Below are 16513 nucleotides of genomic sequence, written 5' to 3'. Positions count from 1 at the left end.
TCTTGTTGTTATCCATTAAGCGTGTGGGTAAAAGGTCTTGCCTTGCGCTGCCATGTCGCGAATCAGTTGTGGCGCTTCATAGGCTTTGCCAAGGTGTGCATATTTATCACATAAGGCAAGGTAATTGTCTAAGCCCACTTGGTCGATGTAGCGGCAAGGGCCACCACGGAATGGGGGGAAACCAATGCCCATAATCATTGCCATGTCTGCCTCAGCAGGGGTAGCAACGATGTTATCTTCTAGGCAGCGTACTGTTTCGTTGCACAATGCTAGCATCATGCGATCAATGATTTCTTGGTCGCTAAACTCACGGCTTTCGGCAACAACAGGTTTGATGACATCCAAGGTAGCGGGGTCGGCTACTTTGGTGGGTTTGCCTTTTTTGTCGGCTTCATATTTGTAGAAACCCACGCCATTTTTTTGCCCCAAGCGGTTGGCTTCAAACAAGGTTTGGATGCTGCCTTTATAGTTTGGCTTCATGCGATCTGGGAAGCCCTCCGCCATGACTTCTGCACCGTGCACGCCTGTGTCTAAGCCGACCACGTCAATCAAATAGGCAGGACCCATCGGCCAGCCGAACTGCTCCATGACCTTATCAATGTGGGTGAATGACGCACCTTCTTTGAGCAGCAAGTCAAACGCGCCAAAGTACGGGAATAACACGCGATTGACCAAAAAACCAGGGCAGTCATTCACCACCACAGGTACTTTACCCATTTTTTCTGCCAGCGCGACCGTGGTGGCAATGGCTTGTTCAGACGATTTTTCGCCGCGAATCACCTCGACCAACGGCATACGGTGCACGGGGTTAAAAAAGTGCATACCGACAAAGTTTTCGGGACGCTCAAGCACACTTGCCAAGTAGCTGATTGAAATGGTTGAAGTATTAGATGCCAAAATGCAGTTTTCTTTGACCAAGCCTTCGACTTCTTTGAGCACCGCATGTTTGACTTTTGGATTTTCTACCACCGCCTCAATCACGATATCGACATCGCCAAAATCGCTGTAGTTGAGCGTTGGGTGAATGCGTGACAAGGTTTGCGCCAATTTGGTGCCGTCGATTTTGCCGCGCTCAAGGCTCTTGTTAAGCAGTTTACCTGCCTCACCCATGCCCAAATCAAGCTGCTCGGACTTGATATCTTTCATCAAAATTGGCAAGCCTTTGGATGCCGCTTGGTAGGCAATACCGCCGCCCATAATACCTGCGCCCAATACGGCAGCTTTGTTGATGTCATGCGCGTCTTTGCTGTATTTTTTCGCCATTTTCTTGACGGCTTGGTCATTTAAGAACAAGCCCACCAAGCTTTCGGCTTGTGGGGTTTTGGCGGCTTTGGCAAAGTTAGTCGCTTCGATTTCCAATGCTTTATCGCGCGGCAAATTGACGTGTTTTTCAATGGCTTCTAACGCGATTTTTGGCGCAGGGTACTGCTTGGGGTTGGCTTTGCTAAACAACACACCTTTGGCGGAGTTAAACGCCATCATTTGCTCAAGCGGTGGCAATTTGACTGGCTCAAGTTTTTCTTGATGGCGCGCTTGCCAGTTTAGATCGCCTGCGATACATTTTTTAACCAAATCAATCGCTGAGGCTTCAAGTTGATCGGCAGGTACTACCGCATCGACCATGCCAACTTTGAGCGCAGCTTCAGGTTTTTGCGCGTCACCTGTGGCGATGATCTCTAGCGCATTATCAATACCGATCAAACGTGGCAAACGCACCGAACCACCAAACCCTGGGAAGATCCCCAATTTGACTTCAGGCAAACCGATGCTTGCTGTGTCTGCCATCACGCGATAGTCGCACACCAGTGTCATCTCGGTACCACCGCCCATTGCCGCGCCATTGATGGCAGCAACTTTGGGATATGGCAAATCCTCAAAACGGTTAAAGACTTTGTTGATTTCAAGCACCCACTTGGCAATGTCTTGTTCGGGTTGTTTGAAGTTGGCGACAAACTCGGTGATATCCGCCCCTGCGATAAACACCTTTTTGCCCGATGTGACGATCAAACCTTTCACGTCTTGATTGCCTTCAAGCGCGCTCACCGCATCGGCGAATTCCTTGAGCGTGGCTTGGTCAAATTTATTGACGCTTTCGTTTTGATTATTGAATTCTAATTTGGCAATGCCATCATCAAGCAACGCCACGGTGATACTATTCCCTTGATAAATCATCGTAAACTCCTTGGGTTTTTTGGGTTTATAAATCGGGGTGATAACATCCAGATTAATCACGTTTTGGTTATTGGCAGTGCGCGGTTTGGCTGCACCACCTGCATGTTGGCACAAAAAACGCACGCAAAAATAAACCGTTGAACCAGTTTATGCAAGTTTAGTTTACTATGTTTTGCTTAAAATTAGGCAAGTTGATAACAGATGTGCATGACTGTAAAGTCACCTTAATCGATACGCATGGTATTGCTAAATCGACTATTTGATGGCTAACACGTCTCGCTTAAGCCCTAGCAAAAACCCCCACAGCAGCCCTTACGACTTTGTTAAACTGTATCTTATTAAACGGTATTTTGCTACACGGTATGGCACACCGCTGTCACAAGGTGGTGCTACCATTCAAAAGCGATACGGGTAAAAACGCTAAAACGAAAAACTGATCAAGGTAGAAATCATGCTAACCACACTTATGAAAAAATTGACCGCGTATGCGTCAGTCACACACGCCAAAACGCTCAAGCAACTATTAACCCTAACATGCTTGGCAAGTCTTGCCAGTTTGGCAACAGCTGCCAGTAAACCGATTGAATTTGGTAAAGGACAAATCGCTGCGACTTATACAGGCAAATTGGCACCGCGCCAAACCGAACAGCGTTACCATTTGTATGCTAAACGTGGGCAATACATGACCATGACGCTTGCCCCACGTCCCGACACGCCTGAATTTGCCAATGTTGGTGAGGTCATCGCACCCGATGGTAGCTATGAGGGCGGCAAAGGCACACGGATCTATCAAGGCTGTTTGCCAACGACAGGGCGTTATCAGCTACGTGTTGCGCGTAACTTGATGGCAACGCATGGTGGTGTGGCAGGCTATCGCATGACGGTCAAAATTTTACCGCCCACCGATAGCCGCGCGTATTGTGATTGACTTCCTCCCCTCCCTAAAGTGAGGGGATTCCTTCTGCAAGACGGTGAAGCCCCACCGCAAACCTAAGACAATGGCAACCGCCCGTACGACACACCGTACATCTTAGGTTCTTATTTTAAGCTAATCCTACCGTTAGGATTGTCATAGACACGAATTAGCTTAAGTGTGTGTTTGGAAACGTCTTACCAGTTAAGTTACTGCGTACTCGCAATTTAGTCTTAACTTAACTGTGGAATGTAAGACATTGAATATAGTGAGATGAGTATAGCAAAACTCATCGCATTTAACAATTGCCTTATATCCACCGCCTGAAGTCGGTGGTTTTACGGCAACGAATGATAAAATAAGAAAATAAGATCGGCGCGTTTAAGAGTTTGCTGCGCCTGATTTGGTAAGCATATAATTGACCGCAGCTTTGACCTCGTCGTCAGAGGCATTGCTACCACCGCGTGGCGGCATCGCGCCGTTTTTGCCTTGAAAGCCGTGGATAGCGTGGTCATACAAGGTATCTTTGCCTTTTTGTAGGCGTGCTTGCCATTCAGCTTTGTCGCTGACCTTTGGCGCGCCCATCAGACCTGGCTCGTGACAGGTTTTACACACGCTGTTGAACAGTTTTTCGCCTGCTTCATGATCCGCACTGGCGGTTACATTGCCTGTGGCTGTCGCGCTGCCTGCACTTGCGCTCACGGTTTTGCTATCGCTGCTTGCTGTGCTGCTGGCAGACGCGGTAGCAGTGTTGGCAGTCGCTGACGCACCAAACTGTGCGGCAGGGGTGGCAGGCTCAGACGCAGCAGGTGGTGGATTGTTGGCACGCGCCAATTCGCCTTGCTCAGCGGCGATTTCTTCAGTGGGGCGGTATTCAGCTTCTTCGTGCTTGCTACACGCGCTTAGGCTGAGCGCACCCGCCAGTCCCAATGCCACCAAGGGCAAAAATTTGCTATTCGTCATTTGGCTTCCTCAAACTTCAATCATCACACGTTTTGTCGGCTGATTTGCTCAGTTACCATTTTATCACGCTTGCGTTAAAACGGGTGGCAAAACATTACTGGCTATAAGGTATTTTAGCATGCTTGCGCAGTCGATGGGAGAAAATCTATCGGCATCGGCCATCGGTTGGATAAATTTTTGCGTGATTTATGCCAAATTTAGCTTGACTTAACTTGTTGGATTTTATAAAATTCATGCCTATTTTTTAGACGATTTTTAACCCGATTCTGGTCTGAGCTGATGCAAAATTTGAGCGCATTTTGCTAATAACCTCCGATACAGCCAGCCCAATGTTCCTTGCTCATTTAACCAGACTTAAAGGAGTCTTCATGCCAGCAGTAAAGGTCAAAGAAAACGAACCTGTGGATATCGCTATCCGTCGTTTTAAGCGTGCGTGCGAAAAAGCAGGTATCCTAGCCGACGTGCGTAAACACGAATTTTACGAAAAACCCACACAAGAGCGTAAGCGCAAAAAAGCCGCTGCGGTAAAGCGTTACAAGAAAAAACTCTCTCGTGAAGCGGTACGCACCACGCGTCTTTACTAAGCTGATGGTGATGAAGTTTGGCAATTTAGGCTGTCTAAATTCCTAAACCTGTACAAACTTGCAAAAAGCCGCTTGTCAAAGTGGCTTTTTTTGTGGCTAAATTTTCAAATCATTGCAACCAAACGAGATAATCATGCTAAAAGACCAAATCAGCGATGCCATCAAAACCGCGATGAAAGCGCGTGAACTTGAGAAAGTTAAAGTATTACGCAATGTGCAAGCGGTGATTAAGCAGATTGAAATTGACCGCCAAATCACGCTTGATGATCATGGCGTGCTTGAGGTGCTACAAAAACAAACCAAACAGCGACAAGAATCATTGGCGATTTTTCAAGACAACGGACGCGAGGACTTGGCGCAAAAAGAAAAATTTGAAATTGATGTCATCAGCGAATTTTTGCCGCAAGCCTTGAGTGAAGACGAATTAAGCGCACTGGTTGATGCCGAGATTGCTCAGCAAGGCGCAACAAGTATGCAGCAAATGGGCAGCGTGATGAATGCCCTAAAAGCCCAAACCACAGGACGCGCCGATCCTGCGGTGTTATCAAAATTGGTCAAAGCGCGGTTGGGCTAACGCGTTATCAATCCATCAGCAGCGCGTAATAAGGCAAGCGTTTCAACCAGCGGCAAACCGACCACATTGGTGTAACTGCCATTGATTGCCCTGACCCATGCCGCGCCTATGCCTTGAATGGCATAGCCGCCTGCTTTGTCTTGAGGCTCGCCTGTTGCCCAATACGCCGCCATGTCGTCATGATTCAATGTGATGAATTCAACGTCAGTTTTGACGATGGCGTGTTGTTGATAACGTATTTGCATTGCCGCGTTTGCATTAGACGCGCCCACACGGGTGACTTGTACAGCTGTCCACACTTGATGGGTATTGCCCGACATGGCTTGCCACATCGCGCACGCGTCGGCAAAGTCGGTGGGTTTTTGTAAAACCTGCCCAGTTGCTAGCACACCGATGGTATCGGCGGTGATGACTAGCTTATCTACGCCATCTAGCGTCACACCTGCAGGCATACTTTGCAACACAGCGAATGCCGCTTGCGCCTTTTGACCGACCATACGCTCGATATAGGCCACGGCAGACTCGTCGGGTGCGCGCGTTTCGTTAATTTCTGCCGCTACACTGCCGTGAACCACGCCGATTTGCTCAAGCAGTTCTCGCCGCCGCGGTGAGCGTGAAGCTAAAACCACATGATTGGTAAGATTATGTATCATCGTTATATTAGCCAAAAAATTCAATCAATACGAAAACCGTGCCAGTGCCCATACCATCAGTGGATAAATCAACGCACTGACCAGTGGCGCGATCAATAGTTGCGGATAAAACACCCCTTGGGTAAGCACCTGTAACACCACAAACGCCAACTGATAGATCAACAAACCTACCGCCGCTACCAACCACAACAGCCCTGCCGAAGGTTGGCGCAAATAAGCCTGAATAAACTTGACAAAAAATGCCATCAGCACAGCACACAGCGCCTGCTGACCCAAGTCACTGTCTAGCAGCAAATCTGCTGCCAGTCCGACGCCAAACGCTGCCTCAATCCCCACACGTGACGGCTGGCTTAATAGCCAAAATACCAGCACCACCGCCAGCCACATGGGGCGATACCACGCCAATGCCACCGATAACGGGTAAATATTGAGTACAGAGGCAACCACCAAACTACCAATGATGGCGGCATACTGTTGCCAAGGTTTGATTTTGCCAGATCTGGGCATATTGGTTACGCGTTTACTGACTGATGCCCGTTGCTGGCGCTGAAGTGGCAGCATTGGGCAGCTGCACGGTGTTGGATGGGATAGGATTGATTGGCATAGCACTGGCTTGCGCCTGCGGATGGGTTTTGGGTTGCAACAACAGCACGTATGAAGTATTGACAAAGTTTGCCGCAGGTTTGACCTGCACATCGGCATAGCCGCCTGCTTGTTGGCTTTGCACACGCGCTACCCGACCCACCGCAAACCCTGCTGGCATACGCTCGCCAAGCCCTGAGGATATTAGCTCATCGCCCACCCGCACATCGGCGGCTTTAAAGATATAATCGAGTGCCAGATACTGCGGATTACCGCGACCTGACACAATCGCGCGTTGTCCTGTGCGCTTGACAGTCACAGCAACCGACTGTTGTTCATCGCTAATTAGCAGTACGCGGCTGGTATGTGCGTACACATTGGTCACTTGCCCCAAAATACCGTCTTCATCAACCACCGTTTGCCCGATTTGCGCGCCCTCTTCGCTGCCTTTGTTGATAACCAACATTTGGCGCAAAGGATTGCTATCTGTACCGATGACTTGCGCCAACACCAGCTGGTAATTTTCGACTGTGGTCGCAGACAAAATACCCTGTAAGCGTGCATTTTCGGCAGTTAAATAATCCAACTGCTGCAGCTGCGCTTTGGCATGGATCAACTCGGTGCGCAATTGCAGATTTTCGCGGCGCAACACATCAGGGTTGGTTGGTGTCTCGTTGAGCATACGGCTGCTGACAAAGCTTGGATAGCTTGATAGCTGATAAATCGGCTGCATCGCCGCATGGGTCAGGCTACGCAACGGCGCAAACCACTCTGGATTTTTGCTATCAAGCAGCATCAGCACAATGGCAACAAAGACTGCCATCACAGTACCACGCAGTGCCAACGGTTGCTGGCTAAACAACGTCAATGCCATCGCCTACCTCGCCTGCGTGTGGGATGCTGTCATCATGATCAATCGTTTGCTAAGCTAAATTCATGTAGCACGCAGTTAACTTAAACAAAAATCATATTCAATGCTTTGTTATTGATAAAATCCAACGCGCGCCCACCACCACGGCTAACGCAAGTCAAAGGATCTTCAGCCACCGTGACAGGCAAACCTGTCTCACGCGACAACAGCACATCAAGATTACGCAGCAGTGCGCCACCGCCTGTCAAGACAATGCCACGCTCGGCAATATCAGACGACAATTCCGGTGGGGTCTGCTCCAAGGCAGCTTTGACACCTGCCACGATACCTGCCAATGGATCGCTAAGTGCCTTTTGAATCTCGGTAGAAGTGACGGTAAAGGTTTTTGGCACGCCTTCTGCCATGCTGCGTCCGCGTACCTCCACCTCCAGTGGTGCACCGCCATCATCCAATGCCGTACCAACTTCAGTTTTGATGCGCTCAGCGGTGGTTTCACCAATCACGCAGCCATGCGTACGGCGGACATGGGTGATGATGGCTTCATCAAACACATCGCCGCCAATGCGAATTGAATCAGCGTAAACACAGCCTGATAAAGCAATCACCGCAATCTCTGTCGTACCACCGCCGATATCAACAACCATTGAACCACTGGCATCATGCACGGGTAAGCCTGCGCCCAATGCTGCCGCCATCGGTTCTTCAAGCAGCAACGCCTTATTTGCGCCTGCCGACTCGACCGCTTCACGAATCGCTTTGCGCTCAACCAAAGTTGATTTGCACGGTACGCAAACAATCACATTGGGATTGGATAAAAACCGCTTTGCCTTAACCTTTTGGATAAAATGCTTGAGCATTTTTTGGGTAACTTCAAAATCGGCAATTACCCCGTCTTTGAGCGGGCGGATCGCTGTGATATTATCGGGTGTACGACCTAGCATCTGTTTGGCATCAATGCCAACCGCGGCGACCGTTGGGTTTTGTGTGCGATTACTGCGCAGCGCGACGACCGTCGGTTCGTTGAGCACCACGCCTTTGTTGGGGGCATAAATCAAGGTGTTGGCGGTGCCGAGGTCAATGGCAATATTGGTTGATAAAAATCCAAACAGGCTCATGAATTGTTTCCCAGTGAGACTTCACTGTAAGTTACAGCGGATAAAAAAATAAGGCGAAATTCGGCTATTGTTTAGCAATTTGGTGTTGGTTTTCGCTAGGCTAAGGTATGATAGCTAGGGCAAATCGATCAATCGGTAGAATACACGCAAAAAAATCAATCAGTGCAGCAGCAAACAGCGACAGACAATCCAAATTATTTAACAATACTTTATAATAAGCTAGATAATTTGGGATAAAATGCGAACAACCATTGCTGGCACCCCACCCTATACCTTGGTCATATACAACGACACGCAACACAAAACGGGTGCTAACATAGAATAGTGCTAGATTATAGCGTTAAAATAGCGCAAAATATAGTCATTTGCCGATATAATGCCGCAGGACAAACGTACGATTTTAAGTTTTTTTGTGACAAATTATTAAGTGTAACAATTGTGTCACAATTTGGTATCGATTAACTGGTTCGGCTATGTATTGGTTTAGCCTATTTTATTTATCGTAAAAAATTCTAAGGATAATTATGACTGCTTCTATTTCTGCCCAACAAATTCAAGACATGGCAAAGTTATCGCGCCTTGCCGTCGATGACACACGCGCTGCCGAGTTTGCTCAAGGTATCAGCAAAATTTTGGGCATGATGGATATTTTAGCCAGTGTGGATACCGAAGGCGTTGCACCTTTGACCAATGTGCACGATATGACCCAGCCGCTGCGTACCGACGTTGCCAACGCGGATATTGACCGCGAGCGCAACCAGTCCATCGCGCCTGCTGTAGTCGATGGATTGTATGTGGTACCGCAGGTCATTGAGTAACTTTATATTTATTGTTTAAATTTTTAAAAATTGATATTTGGTTAAGCGAACTATTATGAGTGATTTATCTTCTGATTTGCCTGCGCAGCTACACACACTGTCCGTCAGTGAACTGGTGCAAGGCTTACAAAACAAGCAATTTAGCGCGGTTGAATTGACTGAGCATTTTTTGCAGCGTATCGAGCAGCAAGACAGTGCCGTCAATAGCTTTATTACTGTTACGCCTGAGGTGGCACACACCCAAGCCAAAGCCGCTGATACGCGCCTTGCTGCAGGTGATGCGCCGCTTTTGACGGGTGTTCCGTTGGCGCATAAAGATATTTTTTGCACCCAAGGTGTGGCAACGACGTGCGGCTCAAAAATGCTAAAAAACTTTGTCGCGCCGTATGATGCCACCATCGTCGCCCAATGCCGTGAGCAGGGCTTGGTCATGCTTGGCAAGACCAGTATGGATGAGTTTGCTATGGGGTCGGACAATGAGTCGTCGTATTTTGGCGCGGTGCATAACCCTTGGGACACAGCACGCGTACCTGGCGGGTCATCGGGTGGATCGGCAGCGGCAGTGGCAGCAGGTTTTGCGCCGATCGCCACGGGCTCAGACACAGGCGGATCAATTCGCCAACCTGCGTCATTTTGTGGTTTGACGGGGCTAAAACCCACTTATGGGCGTGTGTCGCGTTATGGCATGGTTGCCTATGCGTCAAGTTTTGACCAAGCAGGCAGCTTTGGTAAATCGGCGCAAGACTGCGCGTATCTGCTGCAAGCGCTGGCAGGTTTTGATAGCAAAGACTCCACCAGTGTTCAGGTTGCTGTGCCCGATTATATTGCCGAATTGCAAGCCGCGCGTCAGTCGGCAGGTGATAAGCCATTGGCGGGGGTCAAAATCGGTGTGCCCAGCAGCTATTTTACCAATGGTTTAAACGCTGATGTTGAGCAGGTGATCCGCGCCGCGCTCAAGCAATACGAGGATTTAGGCGCGACGTTGGTCGATATCCACTTGACCGACACCGACATCACGCTAGCAACGTATTATTTGTTGGCAAGTGCAGAAGCATCATCTAACTTGTCGCGTTATGATGGCGTGCGCTATGGCTACCGCTGCGATAACCCTGCCAATTTGCAAGACTTGTACACGCGCTCACGCTCAGAAGGCTTTGGCAATGAGGTACAGCGACGGATTTTGATGGGTACTTACGCGCTATCGGCAGGTTATTTTGACGCGTATTATGTTAAAGCACAAAAGGTACGCCGTTTGGTTCGCGATGACTTTTTGCGCGCGCTGAGTCAGTGCGACGTGATTGCCACACCGACCACACCAACCACCGCCTACCGTATTGGCGAGGCATTGAGCCCTGAGCAAATTTACGTTGGCGATGTCTACACCATCGGGGTGAACTTGGCAGGTTTGCCTGCGCTGAGCCTACCTGTTGGCTTTGATGGACAAGGTTTGCCTGTAGGTCTACAGCTGATTGGCGCGCATTGGCAAGAAAGCCAGCTGCTACAAATCGCCGATAGCTTCCAACAAGCGACGGATTTTCACCGTCAGTTGTCACCGCTAGCAAAAAATTAAACCGATACTTTGACAAGAATTTTTTTAGATAAAATTACCGCAAGGAACTTGGAATGACAAGTCAAACCGCAACACCTGCTACCAACGATACCGCGCGACAAGCCCCGTTGGTCGATGGTTATGAAGTGGTGATTGGCATTGAGATTCATTGCCAACTTAACACCGACAGCAAGATTTTTTCTGACGCGCCAACAGCATTTGGGCAAGCACCCAACACTCAAGCAAACTTGGTTGATTTGGCGATGCCTGGCACATTGCCTGTACTCAACCACGCCGCCGTTGAAAAAGCGCTCAAATTTGGCATAGGTATTGACGCAGAACTTGGTACAATCAACGCCTTTGACCGTAAAAACTACTTTTACCCCGATTTGCCCAAAGGTTATCAAATTAGCCAAATGCAACAGCCCATCGTGGGACGTGGGCATATTGACATCGTGGTCAATGAGGGCGAAAAAGACGAATACGCCAAGCGCATTGGCATCACGCGCGCGCACCTTGAGGAGGACGCGGGCAAATCAGTGCATGACGCAGTGCCACAAATGACGGGGATTGACTTAAACCGTGCAGGCACACCGCTGATTGAGATTGTCTCTGAGCCTGACATGCGCTCGGCTGCCGAAGCGGTGGCGTATGTACGCGCCGTGCACCAGTTGGTGACATGGCTTGGTATTTCGGACGCAATTATGGCAGAAGGCTCGTTTCGTGCAGACTGTAACGTGTCGGTACGTAAGCCCAACGCACCGCTAGGCATACGCAATGAGCTAAAAAATCTAAACTCATTTCGCTTTATTGAGCAAGCGATTAACGCTGAGATTGAACGGCAGATTGATGTCATCGAAGATGGCGGCAAGGTTGAGCAAGCCACGCGCCTATATGACCCTGCCACCAACACCACACGCGCCATGCGCACGAAAGAAGAAGCCAACGATTACCGCTACTTCCCCGACCCTGATTTGCTACCCGTCCATATCGACGAAGCAACGCTGACCAACATTCGCGCAAGCCTCCCTGAGCTGCCGACCGCACGGCGTACGCGCTTACAAACTGACCTTGGCTTGCCTGAGTATGATAGCCGTATTTTGACCGCTAGCCGTGCATTGGCAGATTATTTTGAGCAAGTCGTTGCCCACGTGGGCGATGCCCATGCCAAAACCGCGGCAAACTGGATCATGGGTGACCTATTGGGCGCACTCAACAAGCAAGAACAAACCATCGAGCAAAGTCCGATTCGCGCCGCACAGCTGGCAAAGCTGATTGAGCGTATCAACGACAACACCCTATCGGGCAAGCTTGCCAAACAAGCATTTGCCGCCCTATTGGCAGGTGAAGGCGGCGATGGTGATGACGCGGTTGATACCATTATCGCCGATAAAGGCTTAAAACAAGAAACCGATGTGGGCGCGATTCAGGCCATGGTCGAAGACGTGCTAAAAAATAACCAAGCCATGGTGGATGAATACAAGTCAGGCAAGCAAAAAGCGTTTAATGGTTTGGTTGGGCAAGTGATGAAAGCGTCAAAAGGCAAAGCCAATCCTGCACAAGTCAATGCCTTGCTCAAGCAGCTGCTGGACAATTAAGCAAAAATCGCTTGCAGTTGCGCCAACGCTTGACTATAATAGCAAGCCTTGTTCGGGGTGTAGCGCAGCCTGGTAGCGCACTTGCATGGGGTGCAAGGGGTCGCAGGTTCAAATCCTGTCTCCCCGACCAAACAAGAATTTAAAAGGGTTCGCTCAACCACGCGAACCCTTTTTTTATGCGCTTTTCATGGTATTTAGCACCCTATTGAACAACATAAAAACCTATAGAACAGTTTTATCCTCCGTTGCCGTAAACCTGCGACTTTAGGCGGTGGATATAAGGCAACTTAAGTAGCTATGCTTACACACGATAAGATACTAAATATGTTAAAATAAACCCATGAAAACACTCAAGCTACGCATACGAGACAAACACATAACGAAGCTTAACCGCCTAAGCGGTTCGGTTAATTTCGTATGGAACTACATCAATGACTTGAGTTACAAGTACCTACAAAAAACAGGCAAATTCTTTTCAGCCTATGACCTAAACGAATATACCAAAGGTAGCGGCGAATTCCTTGGCTTACACTCGCAAACCATCCAAGCCATCAACGAAACCCATGCCAAATCGCGTCGCCAATGCAAAAAAGCTAAACTATCATGGCGAACCAACAACCCAAACTCAAAACGTCAATCACTCGGTTGGCTACCATTTAAACAATCCGCCATCAAACACATTGCCACCCACCAAACAGGCAAAAAGGGCTTAAAATCGACACTACAACTAAGCCTAGCCAAAGGACAAAAACTCATCATCGACCTATGGGACAGCTACAATCTTAGCCTATATCAAATCAACACCTGCGAGATTGTACAAGACAGCCGTAACCGATGGTATGCGTGTATCACCGTCAAAGAATACCCTAAAACCCAATGCGGAGCAGGTAGTGTCGGTATTGACTTAGGCTTAAAAGACAGTGCCACCGCCTCAAATGGCGATAAACTACAAATTAAACAAACACAGGCATGGGCTAAAAAATTGAGTATCGCCCAACGAGCAAAAAACAAACAGCGTGTTAAGGCAATCCATGCCAAAATCAAAAATACCCGTCAAGACCTCATCCACAAATTCACCACCCGATTAGTCAAAGATAACGCCCTAATCGTGGTCGGCGATGTTAAAACCACCCAATTCAACCATAAAAAAGGCAAACTAGCCAAATCGGTTTACGATGCAGGTTGGTTTGAACTCAAACGACAACTGACCTACAAATGCGAGCACGCAGGTTGCCGTTTTGAAATCGTCAATGAGAAATACACTACCCAAACTTGTTCGTGCTGTGGCGATACGTCCAGTAGTCCGAAAGGTAGAGCAGGTTTGCGAATAAGAGAATGGACTTGTGCTAAGTGTGGCACATGGCATGATAGAGATATTAATGCCAGTCGGAACATTCTTGCGGTTGGGCTTAACCGTCTTGTAGAAGGAATCCCCCTCACTTTAGGGAGGGGAGGAAGTCAAAATCTTATCACCTACTACAACAAATTTGACCAACCAATTTAGGAGCAAGCATGACCACCCCTACCCTACAACACTTTCAACAAGCCGCTAAACTGCGCCGTAGCGTGTACGCGCTGAACGATCAATTGCCGATTTCAAAGGCTGATGTTGAGAGTATCGTGCGTGAGGCATTGCTGCACACGCCGTCATCGTTTAACTCACAAAGTACACGACTGGTCGTGTTATGGGCAGAGGCGCACCAAAAATTTTGGCAATTGACCGAAGACGCTTTGCGTAACATCGTCAATGACGATGAGCAATTTCAATCCACAGCGCAAAAAATGGCAGGCTTTAAAGCTGCTGCAGGTACGATTTTATTTTATGAAGACCAAGCGGTAGTGCGTGATTTACAGGAACGATTCCCCACGTATGCTGACAGCTTTTCTGTGTGGGCAGAGCACAGTGACGCGATGCACCAATATGTGGTTTGGACAGCATTGGCGGCGGCAGGTGTCGGCGCAAACTTACAGCACTACGCGCCTGTGGTGGCTGAACAAGTCAGACAAACATGGGATATCAACCCCAATTGGCAGCTGATTGCCCAGTTGGTGTTTGGTGGGGTCGAACAGCCTGCAGGCGATAAAGAATTTGATCCAATTGAGCCGCGTTTGCAAGTGTTTGACCAATAATGCCAGATTTTGACGCGTAACCACTCACGAAAAAACCGCTAATATATTTAGCGGTTTTTTGCTTTTACGCAACAAGCTAGCAAAACACAGCTTACCAAAACACGGGTGCGTTTTTGATATCTTGCAGGCCAACCGCACAGCGTGCCGCGCTCTCGGCTTGGCGTCCGCTAAACCAACCCACGGCAAATAGCGCGTTGGGGTCAGTGGTGGCGCGGGCGGCATAATGTTCTTGTCCAACCACATTGTCGTTGTATTCGCCCAACAGGTCTTGTGCAGGTTCAAGGTACTGCAAAAACGCTGCCAATTTGGCATTTTTTTTGCCTTTAGCAGTATCTTTTGCTTTACCCTTATCCTTGCTTTGGTTGGCAAATAGCGGCGCGGCAAACTCGCTAACATAGCGCAGGGTTTTAAGGTCTTTGCGCACGTCGTGTTGTTGGTCGGTATCAAGCGTGGCGTAATGCTCGCTGGCGACGGCGATTTTTTTAAACAGCTTTTTGAGTTTTTTACGCACTGCAGGCAGCGCAGCAGGGCTATCGGCAGGTGCAGGCAAATGGGTGAACTTAATCAGCTCAAGTAGCACGATTTGAAAATCATTCGCGCGTACCGCATCAATCGGTAGCACATCGATGCCATCAAATGTCCATTCAACATGCGGCGCGCCCTGTGCCGCTAGCATGGGCTGGGTTTTGATTTGCAAAATCTCGCGGTCGCGGTATTCACCCAAAAGGCTAAAGGTGTGCTTGAGCACCAATATCCAGTTAGGGTCAATCGCGTCGGTGAAATTTTTGAAGGTTTTGAGCGCGGTGCGTAAACGGCGGATACCAACGCGCAGCTGATGAACGTGGTTGCCATCGGGGCTACCGTCGGCGATAGCAGAAGCATTGGGGAGAATTTGCGCCAAGCAATTATTGACCACGTGCTGTAAAAACGCAAACTGACTGATGTCGCTGGCAAAGTTGAGCTGGCTTAAATCGGCTTTGGTCGCGGCAGGATAACGCTTGCCTGCTAACAGCAAACCGCCGCGCTCAGCTTTGGTCACGGTTGAAAGATATAGCTTGTGGCGTTTGCACCATACTTTGGCAACCTCAATCAGATCACTGGCATCGCCACTTAGCAGCTCAAACTCTAGCTCGTGCAACGCGCGTTGATCGTCAGCGTCATCGGCATTTGGGATGCCTTTGGCAACGGTGCCGACATCGTACGCCAGTTCGATTTGGCTGGTATTTTTCTTGATGCACCGCTTGGTACGCGTGACATCGGTCAGATATTGCAATTTCAACGCGCCATCTAAATCTGCCAATGCCATGACGCGCTCCAATGCTGCTTTGGCGTTCGGATCGTCAAATACCGTCAAATCAGGGCGAATGGTAGTTGCATCGGCATCGGGCGCAAGGTCGCGTGTTTGGTTAAATTCGCCACGTTTTGCCACGCCATCGCCTGCGGTTTTGAGGGTTTGTACCCAGTTGCCGTTTTCAAAACGTACTCGCAGTGCCATGCCTGCTTTGGCTAACGCACGATCGGCAGTATCATAATAATACGCAGCAAGCCGTTGTTGGGTGGCGGTTTTGGTGCGTACCTGCTTATCCAAATTGGCTTGGGTGAATTCAGGTACACAAAATTTTAACTCGATCTCATACATTGCACTAATCCTATCGGCGACGTGGCAAATCCTTGTAACGCATTATTTATAACTCGTTAATAGCTTCATTCTTATTAGATGAAAAAAGCTATAGGCTTTTGCATTTTAGCATACCTTGATGAAAAAAAGATGAAAGTAGCCCATAAAACTTGATATTTACATGGCATTACTTGTTGGCATTGACGTCATTTTGGTGGGGTTGGGATTATTCTAGCAAAACCTTGTCGGGCTAAGTGTTGAGTAAGATTTTCATATTGTTTGGCATTGCTGCGACGTTATTTTATACATGGCATAAAGTGCGTAATTAGGCTATACTAGTCTGTTTTTTATTGCGTTATTTTATCGCTATTTT

At 48.6% G+C, this 16513-nt stretch carries 15 protein-coding genes and 1 tRNA gene; 9 read left to right on the top strand and 7 right to left on the bottom strand.

Translation table 11 applies throughout. The features are described 5' to 3' along the window. Positions 1–15: 15 nt before the first annotated feature. Positions 16–2172: a fatty acid oxidation complex subunit alpha FadB gene (gene fadB, locus MA2_RS06745; protein WP_067058306.1), complete on the bottom strand. Its 2157-nt coding sequence runs from the start codon at positions 2170–2172 to the stop codon at positions 16–18. Positions 2173–2623: 451 nt separating this feature from the next. Here fadB and MA2_RS06740 point away from each other — a divergent pair, with 451 nt between their 5' ends. Beyond that, positions 2624–3100, top strand: coding sequence for a hypothetical protein (locus MA2_RS06740; protein WP_143821831.1), 477 nt, complete (start codon positions 2624–2626; stop codon positions 3098–3100). 366 nt (positions 3101–3466) lie between these two features. On the opposite strand, the gene MA2_RS06735 is transcribed toward MA2_RS06740, so the two are convergent. Continuing rightward, positions 3467–4048: a c-type cytochrome gene (locus tag MA2_RS06735; protein WP_067058206.1), complete on the bottom strand. Its 582-nt coding sequence runs from the start codon at positions 4046–4048 to the stop codon at positions 3467–3469. A gap of 368 nt (positions 4049–4416) precedes the next feature. Between MA2_RS06735 and rpsU the strand changes: the two genes are divergently transcribed. Beyond that, a complete protein-coding gene (gene rpsU, locus MA2_RS06730) occupies positions 4417–4632 on the top strand; it encodes a 30S ribosomal protein S21 (RefSeq protein ID WP_067058204.1) in 216 nt (71 codons plus the stop codon). Positions 4633–4765: 133 nt separating this feature from the next. Beyond that, positions 4766–5206 carry a GatB/YqeY domain-containing protein gene (locus MA2_RS06725; protein WP_067058202.1) on the top strand — a complete coding sequence of 147 codons (441 nt, stop codon included), beginning with the start codon at positions 4766–4768 and terminating at the stop codon, positions 5204–5206. Here the strand turns inward: MA2_RS06725 and MA2_RS06720 are convergent. From MA2_RS06720 to MA2_RS06705, 4 genes are all read right to left on the bottom strand, one after another. Then, a complete protein-coding gene (locus MA2_RS06720) occupies positions 5203–5859 on the bottom strand; it encodes a Maf family protein (protein ID WP_067058201.1) in 657 nt (218 codons plus the stop codon). The genes MA2_RS06725 and MA2_RS06720 overlap by 4 nt on opposite strands. Positions 5860–5883: 24 nt before the next feature. After that, positions 5884–6366: a rod shape-determining protein MreD gene (mreD, locus tag MA2_RS06715; RefSeq protein WP_067058304.1), complete on the bottom strand. Its 483-nt coding sequence runs from the start codon at positions 6364–6366 to the stop codon at positions 5884–5886. Between the two features lie 13 nt (positions 6367–6379). After that, positions 6380–7315: a rod shape-determining protein MreC gene (mreC, locus tag MA2_RS06710; protein ID WP_079352224.1), complete on the bottom strand. Its 936-nt coding sequence runs from the start codon at positions 7313–7315 to the stop codon at positions 6380–6382. A gap of 80 nt (positions 7316–7395) precedes the next feature. Further along, positions 7396–8427 carry a rod shape-determining protein gene (locus MA2_RS06705; protein WP_067058199.1) on the bottom strand — a complete coding sequence of 344 codons (1032 nt, stop codon included), beginning with the start codon at positions 8425–8427 and terminating at the stop codon, positions 7396–7398. Between the two features lie 524 nt (positions 8428–8951). Between MA2_RS06705 and gatC the strand changes: the two genes are divergently transcribed. From gatC to MA2_RS06670, 6 genes are all read left to right on the top strand, one after another. Beyond that, positions 8952–9245, top strand: a complete 294-nt coding sequence (gene gatC / locus MA2_RS06695) for an Asp-tRNA(Asn)/Glu-tRNA(Gln) amidotransferase subunit GatC (RefSeq protein ID WP_067058195.1) — start codon at positions 8952–8954, stop codon at positions 9243–9245. A 55-nt stretch (positions 9246–9300) separates the two neighbouring features. Beyond that, positions 9301–10815 (top strand): Asp-tRNA(Asn)/Glu-tRNA(Gln) amidotransferase subunit GatA, encoded by a 1515-nt coding sequence (gene gatA / locus MA2_RS06690; protein WP_067058193.1) that lies wholly within the window; start codon positions 9301–9303, stop codon positions 10813–10815. A gap of 53 nt (positions 10816–10868) precedes the next feature. Next, positions 10869–12392 (top strand): Asp-tRNA(Asn)/Glu-tRNA(Gln) amidotransferase subunit GatB, encoded by a 1524-nt coding sequence (gene gatB / locus MA2_RS06685; RefSeq protein ID WP_067058191.1) that lies wholly within the window; start codon positions 10869–10871, stop codon positions 12390–12392. 53 nt (positions 12393–12445) lie between these two features. Continuing rightward, positions 12446–12522: transfer RNA gene (locus MA2_RS06680), tRNA-Pro, on the top strand. A gap of 210 nt (positions 12523–12732) precedes the next feature. Beyond that, on the top strand, positions 12733–13896 hold the full coding sequence (locus tag MA2_RS06675) for an RNA-guided endonuclease InsQ/TnpB family protein (protein ID WP_067058189.1): 1164 nt from the start codon (positions 12733–12735) through the stop codon (positions 13894–13896). Positions 13897–13904: 8 nt separating this feature from the next. Further along, positions 13905–14522, top strand: a complete 618-nt coding sequence (locus MA2_RS06670) for a nitroreductase family protein (RefSeq protein ID WP_067058187.1) — start codon at positions 13905–13907, stop codon at positions 14520–14522. Positions 14523–14613: 91 nt separating this feature from the next. Here the strand turns inward: MA2_RS06670 and MA2_RS06665 are convergent, their stop codons facing one another. After that, positions 14614–16161, bottom strand: a complete 1548-nt coding sequence (locus MA2_RS06665) for a CYTH and CHAD domain-containing protein (RefSeq protein WP_067058185.1) — start codon at positions 16159–16161, stop codon at positions 14614–14616. Between the last annotated feature and the right edge of the window lie 352 nt (positions 16162–16513).

Source organism: Moraxella atlantae NBRC 14588 (assembly GCF_001591265.1).
Classification (GTDB): domain Bacteria; phylum Pseudomonadota; class Gammaproteobacteria; order Pseudomonadales; family Moraxellaceae; genus Faucicola; species Faucicola atlantae.
Note: the sequence above shows the minus strand (reverse complement) of the source record. Positions and strands in the feature narration are given on the sequence as shown.